The organism is Pseudonocardia sp. WMMC193 (assembly GCF_021728735.1).
Classification (GTDB): Bacteria; Actinomycetota; Actinomycetes; order Mycobacteriales; family Pseudonocardiaceae; genus Pseudonocardia; species Pseudonocardia oroxyli.
This window is the reverse complement of record NZ_JAKKDO010000003.1, coordinates 5,668,808-5,684,828: the sequence shown is the minus strand read 5'-3', so window position 1 is coordinate 5,684,828 and position 16,021 is coordinate 5,668,808. Positions and strand designations below refer to the sequence as shown.

Sequence of the window (16,021 nt, the reverse complement as noted above, 5' to 3'; positions counted from 1 at the left end):
GCACATCCTGATGGGGCTGTGAGCGCCGCCACACCCCCACGTGGAGACATAGCGGACACTCCGCCCGCACCGTCCGCCTACAGGAGGCCGGCCTCGCTCGCCTTGCCGATGGCCTCGACGCGGTTGCGGGCCCCCAGCTTGTGCAGGGCGGACTGCAGATAGGTCTTGACGGTGTTGCGGGTCAGGCCCGTGACCTCGGCGATCTCGGGGTTGGTCCGGCCCTGGGCGGCCAGGCGCAGCACCTCGTACTCGCGCCGGGTCAGCCCGCTGCGCTCCAGGGCGGACTTCGTGGCCTCGCCGTCGGGCAGCATGCGGGCGTCCACGACGCGTTCGCCGCGCAGTACCGCGCGCAGGGCGGCGACCAGGTCGGTGGCCGCGGCGTCCTTGACCAGGCAACCGTGGGCGCCCGCGTCGAGCGCGGCGCGGATGCCGTGGTGGTCGCCGTGCGCCGTGAACACCACGACCCGGGCGGCGGGCCACACGCCCCGCAACCCGACGACGACCTCGGGCGCGAGCATGTCCGGCAGCCGCAGGTCGAGCAGCACCAGGTCCGGCCGCAGCTCACCGGCCCGATCCAGGGCGGTCCGTCCCGACTCGGCCGAGCCCACCACCTGCAGGGACGGCTCCCCGCGCAGCAGGAGGGCGACGCCGTCCCGCACCACCGGGTGGTCGTCGACCACCATCACGCGGGCGGGAGGGGAGCCGACCGACGCCCTCGGGCTCACGGCGCGCCCGGCAGCGACAGGCGCAGGGTGGTGCCGCCCTCCTCGTCCTGGATCAGGCCCACGGTGCCGCCGAGCCGAGCCGCGCGCTGGGCGAGCATCCGCACGCCGAGCCCGGTGCCCGCCCCCGGGCCGCTGCCGTCGCCGTCGTCCGCCACGGCGAGCACCACGCCGCCGGACTCGTCCGGCGCCAGGCTGACGATCACGGTGCCCGCCCCGGCGTGCTTCTCCGCGTTGAGCAGGCCCTCCCGCGCGACGGCGACGAGGATCGCCGTGCGCTCGGCGTCCAGCGGGGCGACCGGCCCGAGCTGCACGAACCGGCAGCTGACCCCGGTCCGGGCGGCGAAGCTGCGGCAGTGCTCGGCCAGCTCCACCGGCAGGGCGCGCTCCGGTGAGCTGTCCGAGAGGGCCAACAAGGCCTCCCGCAGGGCGCGGGAGGCCTCGGAGACGTCCGCCTCGATGCGGGTCAGCCGGGACGCGAGCAGCGGGTTCTCGCTGCGCAGGTCCCGGACCTGGGCGCCGATGGAGAAGAGCATCGCACCGACGGAGTCGTGCAGCGAGGCCTGCATCCGGCGGCGCTCGGCCGCGACGGCGCCATCGGCCTGCGCGGCCGCGGCGTCGGCCAGGCGCAGCGCCGGGACGGCCTGCTCGGCGGCCCCACGCAGGGCGTCGACGGCGGCGTCGCCGAAGGTCCCGGGGCCGTGCAGGCCGGCGTAGGCCACGGCGAGGGTGCAGCCGCGGTCCAGGATCGGGACCGCGATCATGGCGCCGAGCCGCTCTCGGCGCACGCGTTCGTCGTAGTCGTGGGTGATGGTCTCGGCGGAGACGTAGTCGCTGACCCGCACCGGCTTCCCGGTGGCCAGGGCCCGGCCGCCGATGCCGCGACCCGTCTCGACCCGCAGGTCCTGCAGCGCGTCGGTGCGGGTGCCCGCCGTCCAGCGGATCACCGTGCCGTCCTCGGTCCGCTCGCCGAGGAAGCCGGTGTCGGCGCCCGCGGCCTCCCGGATCAGCCGGGCGGTGCCGCGCAGCGCCAACACCCGGTCCAGCACCGAGAGCAGACCCTCCCGTTCGGCCAGGAGGAGGTCGAGGAGGTGGGCCCGTTCGGCCGCACGGTCGGTCGTTCGCACCCGCGGGACTGTGTCATGAAAGTGGTGACCGGCGACACACCCAGGTGGAGATCCGCACGGTCACCCGGTCACCCGGTCACCCGGTCACTCCTCGGGGGCCAGGGCCCAGGCCGCGACGTAGAGGACCACGCCGATCCCCGCCCCGAGGACCGTCAGGGCGACCAGGCCGATGCGGACGAGGTTCGGGTCGACGTCGAGGCTCTCGGCGAGCCCGCCGCAGACACCGCCGAGCACCTTCTCGGAGCGGCTGCGGTGCAGGCGGAAGCCGGGCTCGCGCTCGGGCGCCTGCTCGACGACGACGGGGGACTCGGGGCCGGCGGTCTGCTCGGTCTGCTGTTCCATGCCGTCGAGCCTGCCGGTCGGCGGTGCCCCGCACCTCCGGGTGGAACCCGGAACTCAGCCTCGGGGTCGCCGGGGCTCCGGGGTCCGGGGAACCCCGGGCGCGTCCACCGGGCGGCGCGGTGAGGGCATCGGGTCCGCGGGCACCTGCCGGTCCCGCAGCCGCACCATCCGCCCGACGAGCACCGCGACCACCAGGGCGATGACGACCCACGCCACCACCCCGATCGCGATCCAGCCCGCGACGGACATCTCCGACTCCTCTGTAACGCCGTGCGGTCGAGTGTCCACGAACACCGCCGCCCGCGCATTCAGGGAAGGGGGTGAGACCGTTCGCCCGTCTCGGGGACGCGCGGTGACGCTCCGGTCAGCCCACGTCCGGCAGGGCGGGTCCGAGCAGGTCGTCCGCGTCCACGATGCGGTACGCATAGCCCTGTTCGGCGAGGAAGCGCTGACGGTGCGCGGCGTAGTCGGTGTCCAGGGTGTCCCGGGACACGACCGAGTAGAAGTGCGCCTGCCGCCCGTCCCCCTTGGGCCGCAGCAGCCGCCCGAGCCGCTGCGCCTCCTCCTGCCGGGACCCGAACGTGCCGCTGACCTGCACCGCGACCGTCGCCTCGGGGAGGTCGATGGAGAAGTTCGCGACCTTGCTGACGACGAGCCGCTTGATCTCGCCCGCCCGGAAGGCGTCGAACAGCGCCTCGCGCTCCTTGTTCTTCGTCGAGCCCTGGATGACGGGGCAGCCGAGGGCCTCGCCGAGATCGTCGAGCTGGTCGAGGTACGCCCCGATGACGAGCGTGGGCTCGTCCGGGTGGCGGTCCAGGATCGCCTTGACGACGGGCAGCTTGGTGCGCGCGGTGGAGGCCATGCGGTAGCGCTCCTCGGCGTCCGCGGTGGCGTACATGATCCGCTCGTTCTCGGTCAGGGTGACCCGGACCTCGGTGCACTCCGCGGGGGCGATCCAGCCCTGCTCCTCGATGTCCCGCCAGGGCGCGTCGTACCGCTTCGGGCCGATCAGGGAGAACACGTCCCCCTCGCGGCCGTCCTCGCGGACCAGGGTGGCGGTGAGCCCGAGCCTGCGGCGGGACTGCAGGTCCGCCGTCATCCGGAAGACGGGGGCGGGCAGCAGGTGCACCTCGTCGTAGACCACCAGGCCCCAGTCCCGGGAGTCGAACAGCTCGAGGTGCTTGTACTCGCCCTTGGTGCGCCGCGTGATCACCTGGTAGGTGGCGATGGTGACCGGGCGGATCTCCTTCTTCTCGCCCGAGTACTCGCCGATCTCGTCCTCGGTCAGGGTGGTGCGCGCGATCAGCTCCCGCTTCCACTGCCGCCCGGAGACGGTGTTCGTCACGAGGATGAGGGTGGTGGCCTTGGCCCGCGCCATCGCGGCCGCGCCGACGAGCGTCTTGCCCGCCCCGCACGGCAGCACGACGACGCCGGAGCCGCCCGCCCAGAACCCCTCGACCGCCTGGGCCTGGTAGTCCCGCAGCGTCCAGCCGTCCTCGGCGAGGTCGATGGCATGCGCCTCGCCGTCGACGTAGCCCGCGAGGTCCTCGGCGGGCCAGCCGACCTTGAGCAGCAGCTGCTTGAGGTTGCCGCGCTCCGAGGGGTGCACGATCACCGTGTCGTCGTCGATCCGGGCGCCCAGCAGCGGGGCGATCTTCTTCTGCCGGAGCACCTCCTCCAGCACCGCGCGGTCGCTCGAGCTCATGACCAGGCCGTGGGCGGGGTGGTTGGCCAGCTGGAGCCTGCCGTAGCGGCCCATCGTGTCGACGACGTCGACCAGCAGGGGCTGCGGCACGGCGTAGCGGGAGTAGCGGACCAGGGCGTCGACGACCTGCTCGGCGTCGTGGCCCGCGGCGCGGGCGTTCCACAGGGCGAGCGGGGTCACCCGGTAGGTGTGGACGTGCTCCGGCGCACGCTCGAGCTCGGCGAACGGAGCGATCGCCGTCCGTGCATCCGCCGCAGCGGGGTGGTCCACCTCGAGCAGCAGCGTCTTGTCGGATTGGACGATGAGCGGTCCATCGGTCACGCGGGGGTCCCTCCTGAATCCGGTCACGCTGAGCCGGGCGGCTATCTACGCACGGTGAGCGGTCGATGACCGCGCCACCCGGTCGGGGGTGTGGACGACTCGCCCGGACGGGGTGGCCGCAGCGCCACCGCCGGTTATGCTGACCGCGCACCCACCGCAGTACGTACGTGTGCCGACACGATCCTATTCCCCGCTCCCCGCAGGGGCCTCGTCTCGGCCACCGCGTGTCGCGGAATCCGCTGGACGAGAGCCCGACCACCCCCGGCAGGCTCCCGTCGGCTCCGCCCAGGAAGGCCCGAACGATCACCGCAGTACCCACCCCCGCGCACCCCGTCCGCTCCCCCGCACCGCCCCCGATCTCGCCGAACACGCGTGCGAGCCGCTCGGCCACTGGTCGCTGGTGGCGGGCGACTGGGCTCGCACAGCTGCACAGGGGGCGCGAATCGTCGGTCGGGCGTGTCAGGGTCGGAGCCGCCAGCCACATCAGGGAGACGTTGACGTGACCAGCACCGAACGCGACCCCGCGTGGTCGGAGCGGCTGAACCCCCGCAACTGGAGCCTCGCCGCCAAGCTCGTGGCCGTCGGCCTCGTGCCCACGGTGCTCGCGCTCGTGCTGGGTGTGCTCCGGATCTCCGACCAGGCCGGGGTCGCCGCCCAGCTCGGCGAGGACAACCGACTGCTCGACATCCGGGCGGGGGTGAGCGAGACCTCGCAGCTGCTGCAGGCCGAGCGGAACGCCGCGGTCCTGTTCGTCGCCGGCGGGCGCCAGGGCGACCGCGGAGCGCTCGACCAGGCCGTCGCGGCGAGCGACGCGTCGCTGGACCGGGTGCGCAGCGCGATCGCGGCCCCCGACCTGCTGGACGCGTCGAGCACCACGGCCCTGCAGAACGCCGAGGGCGGGTTCACCCAGCTCCCGGTGCTGCGCTCGGAGGCGGGCAACTCGCTCGTCAGCACGGACGACGTGCGGAGCCGCTACACCTCGATCATCGAGCGTGCGGGCGTGCTCGAACGCGCCCTGATCCGGCAGGCCGCCACCGCGGACGGCGCGGGGCTGGGCGATGCGCTCACCGCCACGTCCGAGGCGCGGGAGGCGCTGGCCCTGCAGCACACCACGCTCGCGGGGGCGATCGTCGCGGGTGAGCTGCGGGAACCGGACCGGATCGTGGTCACGGGCACCGACGCGGCGTTCACCTCGGCCTTCGCCGACTACCAGGTCGCGCTCACCCCGGACCAGCTCGGCGACTACGGCAACTTCGCCACCGACGCGGCGAACGTCGAGCGCGAGCGGCTGAAGACCGCGATCATGGCCACGCCGGCGGGCAGGCCCGTCACCGCCGACCTCGCGGCCTGGGACACGGCCTACGCGAACTCGGTCGCCGTGGTGGACCGCGCCGCCCAGGGGGTCGGTGGCGAGCTGGACGCGACGAGCATCGCCGCGCAGGAGAACGCGGGCAACCAGGCGGGCGTCAACTCCGTGATCCTGATGCTGGGCGTGCTGCTCGGCATCGCGATCATCGTCCTGCTCGCCCGCAGCCTCATCCGCTCCCTGCGGATCCTGCGCCGCTCCGCGCTGGACGTGGCGGAGCGCAAGCTCCCCGCCGCCGTCGAGAGCATGCGCTCGGGCCAGCCGCTGAACGCGATGGTCGAGCCGGTGCCGCTCACGGGCCGGGACGAGGTCGGCCAGGTGGCTCGCGCGTTCGACGCCGTGCACGGCCAGGCCATCCGCCTCGCCGCCGACCAGGCCGCCCTGCAGTCGAACGTGTCCAACATGTTCGTCAACCTCTCCCGCCGGTCGCAGGCGCTCGTCGAGCGCCAGCTGCAGCTGATCGAGCAGCTGGAGAGCAACGAGCAGGACCCGGACCAGCTGTCGAACCTCTTCCAGCTGGACCACCTCGCCACCCGTATGCGGCGCAACTCCGAGAACCTGCTGGTCCTCGCGGGCACCGACCTCACCAAGCGGAACGTCGCCCCGGTCCCGGTGGTGGACGTGCTGCGGGCCGCGGTGTCGGAGATCGAGCAGTACCAGCGCGTCGTCGTGCAGCCGCCGCCCGTGGCGACGGTCGCGGGGCGCGCGGCGTCCGACCTCGTCCACCTGCTGGCCGAGCTGCTCGACAACGCCACGAACTTCTCCCCGCCGGACTCCCAGGTCGTCATGAGCACGACCCGGGCGAACGACGGCTCGCTGTTCGTCGAGATCGCGGACCGCGGCGTCGGCATGGCCGACCACGAGCTGTCCGAGGCGAACCAGCGGCTGAGCCAGCCCGCCGCGGTCGACGTGTCGGCCTCCCGCCGGATGGGTCTGTTCGTGGTCGGTCGCCTGGCGAACCGCCACGGGCTCGGCGTCCGGCTGGGCGGCGGCGTCTCCGGTGGCACCGGCGGCGGTCTGACGGCGTCGGTGGCCGTCCCGGCGAACCTCGTCCCGACGGCCGAGCCGGTGGACCGGCGGCCCGCGCGGGCCGGCGCGACCGCGGGTGTGGCCCCGGCCGTGGCCTTCGGCGGCGCCCCGGCGCTGCCCGCGTCCGCGCCGTCCGCGCCGTCCGGTTCGCCGAGCCTGCCCGAGCAGCGTCCGTCGACCGGCAACGGTCGCTCGCTGTCCTCGCTGGTGGCGGGGGACGACGGCCCGATGAGCCCGGCCCCCGCCTTCGGCGCGGGTCGCCCGCCCACACCGCCGGTCAACGGCAACGGGGCGCCCGGGCGGCGGCCCGCTCCCGTCCCGCCGGAGGAGGGCGACGAGGCCGCGCAGGCTCCGCGGCCCGCCGGCCCCGAGCGCGGCCCGTGGCCGGTGGAGAGCCTGCGCAGGCCCCCGACCGGTGACCCGGCGCCGCCCACGAACGGCACCCCGACCGCGGTGCCGTCGGCCTTCACCGGCCCCGCCGAGCTGCCCAAGCGCACCCCGCGCGGGGTCAACGGCACGCCGCGCGGCGCGGAGACCGCCGAGTCCGCGAAGTCCGAGGGTCCGGCCCCGACCGGTCGGGCCGCGGGTCTCGCCGCGGGTGCGGCCGGCCTCGCCGGTGCCTCGGCGCTGCCGCGCGGCATGGACGAGGGCGCCCGCACCCCGGAGACGTCCGACACCGCGGACGCCACCGCCGATCCGGAGACCGCGGCTGCCGCGGAGTTCGACTCCGGCGAAGGCGAGCACACCACACGGTTCCCGTCGGAGCTGCCGAGGCGTGAGGCCACCCCGAGAGGTGCGCGCGGCGGCGAGGGCGCCTCCGCCCTGGACGAGGGCACCTCCCCGCGGGAGACCGGCGGGCTGCCGACCCGGCGCCCCGGCTCCCCGGCTGACGCAGGGTCGGCCACCGGCTCCACGACCGGGGCCACGGCCTTCGGCACGGGCGCCGCGGGCACGGGCGCGTCGGAGACCGCGGACGCGGCCGAGGACGGCACGCCTCCGGTGGGTGCCCCTGCCGCGGCGGTGGAGTCGACCGGTGCGCAGGCGCGCCCGGGCCGACCGCGTTCCGCGGAGCGCTCCGAGAAGGACACGGACGGCGCGGAGGCGGGGACCGACCCGTCCACCGTCGACTCGGCCGACACCGACTCAGGCCGTGCGCACGACCTGCTTGAAGGCGGTCGGGACGCGTCCGGCAGCGACTCCTCCGAGAGCACGGACTCGGCCCTCGACTCCGCCCGGCCCGGGCCGGACACCGACTCGACCCGGGCAGGCGACTCGACCCGGGCCGCCGGCGCGGGTGCGCTGGGCGCGGCCGCACTGGGTGCGGCCGCCCTCGGCGGTGCCGCGCCCGGTCGGGGCGAGCGCACGGACCCGACCGACACCGAGCGAGCCGACACCGAGCGGCCCGGCTCCGAGCGAGTCGACTCCGAGCGGCCCGCTGCCGAGCGGCCCGCTGCCGAGCAGCCGGCGGCCGAGCGGTCGGACACCGAGCGGCCGGCTGCCGAGCAGCCCGGTACCGGTTTCCCGCAGCGCAGGCCGCTGTCGCCGGGCAGGCCCGCCGATCGGCGGCCCGCGCTCGGCTCCCCCGGCGGGCTGCTGCCCGGGCGCGGCGCGGAGGAGCCCTCCCCCGGCCGTCTGAGCGGTCCTCCCGCACCGCGGGAGAACCCCCCGATCGGACCGGCGGGCCTGCCCCAGCGCACCCCCCGCCGCCCCCGTCAGGCGCCGACCGGAGGGACGGACGGCCTGTTCGCCGCCTCCACCCCCGGGGACACCCAGACGACCGGTCAGCTCCGGCGCCCGGGCGGCTTCGAGTCCCGGCGGCCCAGCCGGGCCACCGACCCGGTGCCCGGTACCGCGGCGGAGGCTTTCGGTGCCGGCTCCACCGACACCGGCGCGACCACGTCCACCCCGAGCTCCACGGCTCCCGGCCCGGCGCGGAACGGTGCCGGGTCGCGCGGTGACGAGTCGCGTGGTGGGGACGACCGCATCGACACCACGACCGGGTCCACCGGCAGCGACTCGGCCGCGGGCGCGCGGGCGGAGAGCACCGGCACGGAGCACGCCGTCGACCGGCGCCCCGGCACCGACCGTCCCGAGCCCGCGCAGGGCGAGAGCGGTCGACCCGAGAGCGGCCGACCCGACACGTCCCGCCCCGACCCGAGCCGACCCGAGACCGGCGCCGCGGGCCTGCCGCTGCGCACCCCCGGCGCGAACCGGGGGGTCCGCCCGTACGGCACGAGCCCGACCGGCGAGTCGGCCCCGACCGGACGGTCGTCGACCGCCCCCGGGCCGGGCGACACGGGCCCCACCGGCACGGAACGGAACGGCCAGCCCGCATCGGCTCCGAACGGCACCGGCCCCAACGGCACCGGCCCCAACGGCACCGGCCCGAACGGCACCGGCCAGAACGGCCAGGGTGGTCCGGTCCGACTGGGCGAGGGACCCCGCCCGACGGACGACGGCCGCAGGCGGCCCACCCCGTTCAGCGCCCCCGCCCCGTTCGCGGGCGGTGCCTTCGGCGGACCCGCGGGTCGCCCGCCGCAGGCCCCCCGTCCGAACGGCCCCGCTCCGTACGGCCCGACCCCGCACGGGAACGGACATGCCGGGAACGGGGCGGCAGCCCGGCCCGGCCCGGCCGGCCCGGCCGGACCGCCGCAGCGACCGGCTCGGCCCCAACCCCCCGCGGACGACGCGGGGCTGCCGGGCAGCACGGGCGCAGGGCCCGCCCCGAGCAGGCCGTCCGGGTTCGACCTGGGCCAGACCACGCCGATCTTCGAGGAGATCGCGTCGGCCTGGTTCCGTTCCAACGGAGACGTCCCGGTCCGCTGGGCGGAGGACGGCTCGGCGGCTCCGGAGGAGCCCGCACAGCCCCCGGTGTTCGCCACCGCCGCGGACGAGGGCTGGCGGGTCGCGGACGCGACGGCGCAGGCCACGGCCGCGGAGTCGGACAAGCAGGCCGAGACCACGGACGCGGGCCTGCCCAAGCGCAGGCCCCGCGCGCGGCTCGTCCCGGGCAACGCGGCAGGATCCGCGGTACTGGCCCCGCCGTCGGGACCGGCCCGCAATGCCGAGGCCATCCGTGGTCGGCTCGCGAGCTACCAGCAGGGTGTCCGGCAGGGCCGGGAGAGCAGGCTGCGCAGCAGGTCCGCCCCGGGCCCGAACGAGCAGCAGAACGAGGAGAACCGATGATCCGGCAGCAGCGCAAGGAGGCCGCGGCGTGACCGCACCACAGACTCAGCCCAGCCGGTTCGGATGGCTGGTCACCAACTTCGCGGAGAAGGTCCCCGGGGTCGCCCACGCGATCGTCGTCTCCGCCGACGGGCTGCTGCTCACGGCGTCCGACCGGCTCCCCCGCGACCGTGCCGACCAGCTCGCCGCGGTGGCGTCCGGGCTGGTCAGCCTGACCCAGGGCGCGGCCCGCTGCTTCGACGCGGGCGGCGTCGTGCAGACCGTGGTGGAGATGGACCGCGGGATCGTCCTGCTCATGTCCATCAGCGACGGCTCGTGCCTGGCCGTGCTCGCGTCCCCGAGCTGCGACATCGGCCTGATCGGCTACGAGATGACGCTGCTGGTCGACCGGGTCGGCCAGCTGCTCACCCCGGAGCTGCGGGCCGAGCTGCAGGGCTCCTTCGGGCCCTGAGCGCGCGCCGACCCCGCTCGCGAGAGCATGTCCATCCGTCCGACGAACGACCGGCGAGGCAGGTGAGATCCGATGACCAGCGGTCCCGACGACGCGTCCCAGCGTCCCCAGGAGCCGACGTTCGCGGACGTGATGAACGGCTTCAGCCTCGACGCGAAGCGACCCCGCAGACGCAAGCGGTGGGGCAGGCGTCGCGACGAGGACGAGCAGGGTCGATTCGACCAGGCTCCCCCGACCCCGCCACCGTTCCCGGCGGCGCCCGGCGGGCCCCCGTCGGGTGCGGACGCGTCGTTCGCGGGCTCGGGCTACGGCACGTACGACACCGGGCCCATCGAGCCCATCCAGGACGAGATGCTGGTCGCCCCCGCCGCCGGGGCGGCCGCCGTCCGGCCCTATGCGTGGACCCGGGGCCGTACGAAGGCGAACTTCGACCTCGCCATCGAGACCCTGGTCTCGACCAGCCCGCAGGGCCGTGAGCAGCTCGGGCTCCTGCAGATGGAGCACCGCTCCGTCGCCGATCTCTGCGACCAGCCCCGGTCGGTCGCCGAGATCGCCGCACTGCTGGCCATCCCGCTCGGCGTCGCCCGGGTGCTGCTCGGCGACATGGCCGGGCTCGGCGTGGTGACCGTGCACCAGACCGCGAGCAGCACCGGCACCGAGCCGGATCTCGCACTGATGGAAAGGGTGTTGAGTGGACTCCGTCGGCTCTAGCTTCCCCGGCGGGCCCGCGATGGCCCGCCCGCCCCAGCCCGCGCCCGTCCACCGGCCGGGCCCCACCACCATCTCGGCGAAGATCGTGGTGGCGGGCGGTTTCGGCGTCGGCAAGACCACGTTCGTCGGCTCGGTGTCGGAGATCGACCCGCTGACGACCGAGGCCGTGATGACCGAGGCGAGCGCCGGTCACGACGACCTGAGCGCCACGCCGAACAAGCAGACCACCACGGTGGCCATGGACTTCGGCCGCGTCTCGCTGGACTCGGACCTGATCCTGTACCTGTTCGGGACGCCCGGCCAGCACCGCTTCTGGTTCATGTGGGACGACCTCGTGCGCGGCGCCATCGGCGCGGTCGTGCTGGTCGACACCCGCAGGCTGGCGGACTGCTTCTCGGCCATCGACTTCTTCGAGGACCGGAACCTGCCGTACGTCGTGGGGCTGAACGCCTTCGACGGCCTGCAGCAGCACCGCGTCGAGGACGTCCGCGAGGCCATGTCGATCGACCCCAGCGTCCCGATCATCACCTGCGACGCCCGCCAGCGTGAGAGCACCAAGAACGCGCTCATCGCCCTGGTCCAGCACGCGATGCAGGCCCGCATGGCGGCCGGAGCCCGCTGACCGTCGCACTGTGGAGCCACACCTGTCGTTCGGGGGCCCGAAACGACAGTGGTGGCTCCACACTGCCTAGTCGGTGACCATCGCGATCTTCGTGATGCGGTGCAGCGGGAGGCGGTGCAGCTCGCCGTCGACCGCGTCCCGGCCCTCGACCACGCCGCCGCCGACGCTGACCGGGGTCAACACCCGCTCGCCCTGCACGCCGTGCCCGTCGACGTAGCCGATCCAGACCCGCTGCCGCGCCCGGACGGCCTGCTGGAGCGTCGCGAGGGTGTGCGTGGACCCCAGCCGCTCCCCCGCCCCGCGCCGGGCGGCGACCAGCGCGTCCCCCGCCCGCATCTTGGCGACGACGGCGTCGAGCCGTTCGCCGGACGGGTCCGGCACCGACAGCCGGGCCCGCGGACCCCGCGGGTCGGTGCGGGCCCCGCGCGGCCCGAGATCGAGCACCCCGCCCGTGGCGTCCTCCGCGGCGGGTGAGAAGCCTGCGGCGCGCAGCCCGTCGAGCACCTCGGCGAGCGGTGCGACGCTCACCGCGACCGTCGGCGCGATCCGCCGCAGCTCCAGGCCCGCCACCTCCGGGTTGGCCAGGACCTCGGAGAGCAGGACCTCGTCGTCCGACCGCAGGAACGAGGACGCGACGCCGCCGCGCAGCCTGCCGTGCCTGCGCCCGACGTCGTCGATCAAGTAGGTCAGCGCCTGCGGGATGGGCGTGGACGAGCGCTCGGCCAGCAGGTCGGCGAGGTCGGTGGCGGAGCGGCCCGCGTCCAGCGCCCGCCGCACGCTGGCCTCGGTGAACCGGTAGACCGTCGCCCCGCCCGCGGACTCGACGTCCGCCATGAGCCGCAGCTCGCGGGCCAGCCACGGCACCAACGGGCCGGGCGCCACGGCGGTGAGGTCGGCCTGCACCAGCACCGTCTCGACGGGCTCGGGGAGCACCGCCCGCAGCGCCGCGACGACCGGGGTGGTGTCCGGGGTCTCCAGCAGGACCCGGCCGGGGGCGGACACGGCGTCGAGCGCCACGACCCCGAGCACGGTGCCCTCGGCGAGGGTCCACTGCACGATCTCGTCCCGCAGCCGCCCGCCGCGCCGCGGCGCGAGCCAGGCCAGCAGCTCGGCCAGGTCCTCGGGGCGGCGCACCGCGGTGCCGGGCGGGAAGCCGGCGAGGGCTTCCAGGACCCGGCGGCGGTCCCGGGGGGCGAGCGGACGGCGCAGCACCTCCGACAGCGCGTTGATCGGGCGGTCCTGGTCGTCCCGGCGCCCCACGAGCCCGGGCAGCCGGGGCAGCTCCAGCCAGGCGCGCGCGAGGGTCGTCCAGCGCTGCTCGGGCCCGCCCGCGGCCCAGACGTCCGCGGTGGTCGTCGGCATCCAGTCGGGGTGGGGACCGTCGCCCTCCCCCACCAGGTCCGCCGCGAGGGCCAGCTCGACGATCAGTGCCGCGCCCGCCTCGTCGGTCTCGAGCTCGCGCGCGGCCCGCTTGAGATCACGGACGCCCAGCCCGCCGGAGCGCAGCACGGGCGGCGGGGCGCTGCCCCACAGCTCGATGAGCCGCTCCATGCGGCGGAGGAACTCCAGGGCCGCGCCGCCCGCGGTGCCGTCGACCTGCGCGGCGGGCCAGGTCTTCGTGTCCGGGGTGGGCGCCGTCGCGGCGATCTCGCCCAGCGGGCGGTCGCCGCGCATCGCGATCCCGACCTGCTGCGGCAGCTCGACGGTCTCCGAGTCCACCCGGATCAGCAGCCCCTTGGCGAGCAGCCGCCCGACCGGGCTCTCCGGATCGGTGGCCGAGCGGCTGCGCCCGATCGGCGGTCCCGCGACCAGCGCGGCGAGCACCCGGGTCTCCTCCTCCGGCAGGGCCGCGAGCAGTGCGGGCAGCTCGCTCGACGCCGCGGGCCCGCCCGCACGGCGGCCGAGGTTGCCGGGGAAGGCGGGCACGACGTCCCGGGCGGCGGGTACGAGCCGCAGTTCGTCCTCCGCGTCCCAGACCAGCGCGCGCTCGCGCAGGAGCGCCAGCGAGGCGTCCAGGGCGGCTGCGGGCACGTCGGGGCCCAGCAGGGCGGCGACCTCGTCACGCCCGACGGGGGTGTGGTCGGCGTCGGCGACCACGAGCGCCTCGAGGACGGCCAGGGTGACCGTGTCCAGCTCGTCGCACACCCGGTGCACCGACGCCCGGACGCCCGCGCGCGTGGCGAGCACCGAGAGATCGGCGGGCGGCGGCACGGCGAGGTCCGGCCGCAGCCGCAGCAGCCCGGCGAGCATCTCGTCGTCCTGGGCACGCAGCCAGTCGACCAACGGGAGGGACATCCCCTCCACGGTAGGCCGTGTTTCCCGCTCCGGTGATGTCGGCCTCAGCGATCCGCTCACACCCACCCCGACGGTCACACGAGCGCGCGCTCCCGTGGCGTCCTGCGCGAGCGTCACACGAGCGCAGCGCAGAGCGGTCCCGTGACACCCACCGCGAGCGTCACAGGAGCGCACCCATGAGAGCGCTCTCGTCACACCCACCGCGCCCGATCGATCCGACCGTCACCGGAGCGCAGCGACCAGCGCGCTCGCGTCACGCTCAGATGGATCACACAGCGGCGCCCGGTGACACACACCAGCATCACAGGAGCGCGATCCCAGCACCGCCGCCCCGACTGCGAGCGTCACAGGAGCGCACCATCGCCAGCGCTCCCGTCACACCCACCACTCATGATCCCTCCCAGCGTCACCGGAGCGCAGCGGCGAGTGCGCTCGCGTCACGCTCGGAAGGATCACGCAGCGGCGGCGCCCAGAGACACCCACGCCGGCGTCACAGGAGCGCGATCCCGGCAGCGCTCCCGTCACACCCACCACTCATGATCCCTCCCAGCGTCACCGGAGCGCAGCGGCGAGTGCGCTCGCGTCGCGCTCGGAAGGATCACGCGGCCGACCCGGTCCCGCCCGCCTGCTCCATCAGGGATACTGGGGGCGGCAGTACGACAGCACACAGTGGAGGACCCCGTGGCGAAGCCGCTCAAGGCCGGCCGGATCGACCCGAACTGGCCGGACCTGCCCGAGGGCGAGCACCCGCTCACCGAGCTCCTGGGCACCGTGCAGGGCAACATGTCCCCGTTCGGGGACATCGAGTTCCCGCTGGACAAGGTGCCCTACGAGCACCCGGTCACCGAGATCAACAAGTAGTGACGGCGGGGGGTCTCCTGCTCGCGGCCGGCGCCGGGCGCCGGATGGGCGGGCCGAAGGCCCTCGTCGAGCTCGGCGGCGAACCCCTGGTCCGTCGGGCGCTGCGTGTGCTCGAGGTGGGCGGCTGCGGGCCCCTGACGGTCGTCGTCGGGGCGGAGGCGCAGCGCGCCGCCGCGCTCGTGGGTGACCGGGCCCGGGTCGTCGTCGCCGAGGACTGGGCCGAGGGCATGGGCGCGTCCCTGCGCGCGGGCCTCGCCGCGGTCGCCGACGGGGCGCAGGACGCGGTCGTGGTCCATCTCGTGGACCTGCCGGGCGTCACCCCCGAGGCGGTCGCCCGGCTGGCGGCGCTGGGCTCCCCGAGCGCGCTCGCCCGGGCCGCGTACGCGGGTGTGCCCGCGCACCCGGTCCTGCTGGGCCGCACGCACTGGGCCGCGGTCGCCGCGCAGGCCCGCGGCGACCAGGGCGCCCGCGCCTATCTGAAGGCGCACCCCGTCACGCTGGTGGAGTGCGGCGACGTGGCGTCACCGGAGGACGTCGACACCCCCGAGGCCCTGGCCGAGGTGAACCTCGACACCAGGTGAGGTCCGGAAGGGGGGCGGACGGCGCGCCGGATCTCCCGACACGCCGCCCTCGCGATCACGCTCAGACAGCGAGCAGCTGCCCGGGCTTGATGATGTTCGGGTTGCCCGCGAGCGACGGGTTCTTCGCCAGCAGGTCCTTCCAGGTCGCCAGTCCGTGCGCCTTGGCGATCTTGCCCAGGGTGTCGCCCGGCTGGACCGTGTAGGTACCGGCCGCGGGTGCGCTGAGGTACTGGCGCGCCGGGGAGCGCACCGGCTCGGCGGCGGGCGTGGGTGCGGGCGCGTCGCGCAGGGTCACCGGCTGACCGGTCAGACCCATCTTCTTGGAGCAGGAGGGCCAGGCGCCCCAGCCCTGGCCCGCCAGGACCTTCTCCGCGACGACGATCTGCTCCTCGCGGGTGGCCTGGTGGGCGACGGGCGCGAACGCCGCGCCGCCGAAGGCCCGCCAGGTCGACGGCGTGAACTGCAGACCACCGGAGAAGCCGTTCCCGGTGTTGATCGCCCAGTTCCCGCTGCTCTCGCACTGGGCGAGCCGGTCCCAGGCGGAGTCGGGCGCGGCGTTCGCCGCGGGCGCGACGGCCACCAGCGGGATACCGGCGACGGCACCGGCGACAGCGGTGCGCGCGATCGTGCGACCGGCCGTGGACGGCCTGCGGTGCCTTCCGCGATAACGAGCCATGGCGCGTTCTCTCCCGCGGCGCAGCC

At 75.4% G+C, this 16,021-nt stretch carries 13 protein-coding genes; 6 read left to right on the top strand and 7 right to left on the bottom strand.

Translation table 11 applies throughout. The features are described 5' to 3' along the window. Positions 1–77 precede the first annotated feature (77 nt). From L3X23_RS29145 to L3X23_RS29125, 5 genes are all read right to left on the bottom strand, one after another. Positions 78–683, bottom strand: a complete 606-nt coding sequence (locus tag L3X23_RS29145) for a response regulator transcription factor (RefSeq protein ID WP_237198155.1) — start codon at positions 681–683, stop codon at positions 78–80. 38 nt (positions 684–721) lie between these two features. After that, on the bottom strand, positions 722–1,849 hold the full coding sequence (locus tag L3X23_RS29140) for a GAF domain-containing sensor histidine kinase (protein ID WP_093076263.1): 1,128 nt from the start codon (positions 1,847–1,849) through the stop codon (positions 722–724). Between the two features lie 84 nt (positions 1,850–1,933). Continuing rightward, on the bottom strand, positions 1,934–2,191 hold the full coding sequence (locus L3X23_RS29135) for a PspC domain-containing protein (protein WP_308116958.1): 258 nt from the start codon (positions 2,189–2,191) through the stop codon (positions 1,934–1,936). Between the two features lie 54 nt (positions 2,192–2,245). Further along, positions 2,246–2,440, bottom strand: a complete 195-nt coding sequence (locus tag L3X23_RS29130) for a hypothetical protein (protein ID WP_093076259.1) — start codon at positions 2,438–2,440, stop codon at positions 2,246–2,248. Between the two features lie 115 nt (positions 2,441–2,555). Then, positions 2,556–4,217 (bottom strand): DNA repair helicase XPB, encoded by a 1,662-nt coding sequence (locus tag L3X23_RS29125; RefSeq protein ID WP_093076257.1) that lies wholly within the window; start codon positions 4,215–4,217, stop codon positions 2,556–2,558. A 499-nt stretch (positions 4,218–4,716) separates the two neighbouring features. On the opposite strand from L3X23_RS29125, the gene L3X23_RS29120 reads away from it, so the two are divergent. The 4 genes from L3X23_RS29120 (at position 4,717) to L3X23_RS29105 (ending at position 11,582) form a co-directional block, all read left to right on the top strand. Further along, positions 4,717–9,798, top strand: coding sequence for a nitrate- and nitrite sensing domain-containing protein (locus L3X23_RS29120; protein WP_237196199.1), 5,082 nt, complete (start codon positions 4,717–4,719; stop codon positions 9,796–9,798). A 28-nt stretch (positions 9,799–9,826) separates the two neighbouring features. Further along, positions 9,827–10,249 (top strand): roadblock/LC7 domain-containing protein, encoded by a 423-nt coding sequence (locus L3X23_RS29115; protein ID WP_037048693.1) that lies wholly within the window; start codon positions 9,827–9,829, stop codon positions 10,247–10,249. A 72-nt stretch (positions 10,250–10,321) separates the two neighbouring features. Further along, entirely contained in the window at positions 10,322–10,960 is a 639-nt protein-coding gene (locus tag L3X23_RS29110) for a DUF742 domain-containing protein (RefSeq protein WP_237196197.1), read from the top strand. A 19-nt stretch (positions 10,961–10,979) separates the two neighbouring features. Beyond that, positions 10,980–11,582: an ATP/GTP-binding protein gene (locus tag L3X23_RS29105; protein WP_093077348.1), complete on the top strand. Its 603-nt coding sequence runs from the start codon at positions 10,980–10,982 to the stop codon at positions 11,580–11,582. A gap of 66 nt (positions 11,583–11,648) precedes the next feature. On the opposite strand, the gene L3X23_RS29100 is transcribed toward L3X23_RS29105, so the two are convergent. Then, entirely contained in the window at positions 11,649–13,877 is a 2,229-nt protein-coding gene (locus L3X23_RS29100; RefSeq protein ID WP_237196194.1) for a helicase-associated domain-containing protein, read from the bottom strand. A 681-nt stretch (positions 13,878–14,558) separates the two neighbouring features. Here L3X23_RS29100 and L3X23_RS29095 point away from each other — a divergent pair. Further along, positions 14,559–14,738: a hypothetical protein gene (locus L3X23_RS29095; protein WP_237196192.1), complete on the top strand. Its 180-nt coding sequence runs from the start codon at positions 14,559–14,561 to the stop codon at positions 14,736–14,738. Further along, entirely contained in the window at positions 14,738–15,319 is a 582-nt protein-coding gene (locus L3X23_RS29090; protein ID WP_308116957.1) for a nucleotidyltransferase family protein, read from the top strand. The genes L3X23_RS29095 and L3X23_RS29090 overlap by 1 nt, the downstream gene beginning before the upstream one ends. A gap of 61 nt (positions 15,320–15,380) precedes the next feature. On the opposite strand, the gene L3X23_RS29085 is transcribed toward L3X23_RS29090, so the two are convergent. Then, a complete protein-coding gene (locus L3X23_RS29085; protein WP_237196190.1) occupies positions 15,381–15,995 on the bottom strand; it encodes a transglycosylase family protein in 615 nt (204 codons plus the stop codon). Positions 15,996–16,021 lie beyond the last annotated feature (26 nt).

Excerpts from the sequence above, each read along its gene's own strand:
- L3X23_RS29105 (WP_093077348.1), top strand. The coding sequence starts at position 10,980 with ATGGCCCGCCCGCCCCAGCCCGCGCCCGTCCACCGGCCGGGCCCCACC.
- L3X23_RS29130 (WP_093076259.1), bottom strand. The coding sequence starts at position 2,440 with ATGTCCGTCGCGGGCTGGATCGCGATCGGGGTGGTGGCGTGGGTCGTC.
- L3X23_RS29135 (WP_308116958.1), bottom strand. The coding sequence starts at position 2,191 with ATGGAACAGCAGACCGAGCAGACCGCCGGCCCCGAGTCCCCCGTCGTC.
- L3X23_RS29100 (WP_237196194.1), bottom strand. The coding sequence starts at position 13,877 with ATGTCCCTCCCGTTGGTCGACTGGCTGCGTGCCCAGGACGACGAGATG.
- L3X23_RS29085 (WP_237196190.1), bottom strand. The coding sequence starts at position 15,995 with ATGGCTCGTTATCGCGGAAGGCACCGCAGGCCGTCCACGGCCGGTCGC.
- L3X23_RS29145 (WP_237198155.1), bottom strand. The coding sequence starts at position 683 with ATGGTGGTCGACGACCACCCGGTGGTGCGGGACGGCGTCGCCCTCCTG.
- L3X23_RS29110 (WP_237196197.1), top strand. The coding sequence starts at position 10,322 with ATGACCAGCGGTCCCGACGACGCGTCCCAGCGTCCCCAGGAGCCGACG.